This window comes from Tamlana crocina, assembly GCF_012037625.1.
This window is the reverse complement of sequence record NZ_JAAVJS010000566.1, coordinates 1-344: the sequence shown is the minus strand read 5'-3', so window position 1 is coordinate 344 and position 344 is coordinate 1. Positions and strand designations below refer to the sequence as shown.

Sequence of the window (344 nt, the reverse complement as noted above, 5' to 3'; positions counted from 1 at the left end):
GTATCTGGTATGGATTGTTCGCCGGCTTAACAGCTTCGGCGGTAATGTTGTATATTCGGTTCAATTATTTAAGTAAAAAGCTGTTGGTTTCTTCGGAAGCTTCAGCATCAAATTTATCATAGCTAACTATGGACTTTCCTAAATTCCTCCTTGGCGATAACACAGATTATCCCGATGCAATCTTTATTGTCCACACAGAATTCCCGCGTTTCATTCTCAATCTCGAAAATGATGAGGTAGAATGGCTGGAAGATTTTGAACCTGCAGATGAAAAAGAACTGGAAGCCGAAGCCGAAAGCCTCATCCAGCAGGCCACCGACTTCTATGACCGGGAGATCTCGCGA

The 344-nt window shown here is 43.3% G+C and carries 1 protein-coding gene; it reads left to right on the top strand.

Going from position 1 to position 344, the window contains the following annotated elements; genetic code table 11:
* Positions 1–128: 128 nt before the first annotated feature.
* A partial coding sequence (locus HC176_RS18060; protein ID WP_167920382.1) for a hypothetical protein occupies positions 129–344 on the top strand: 216 nt, incomplete at its 3' end.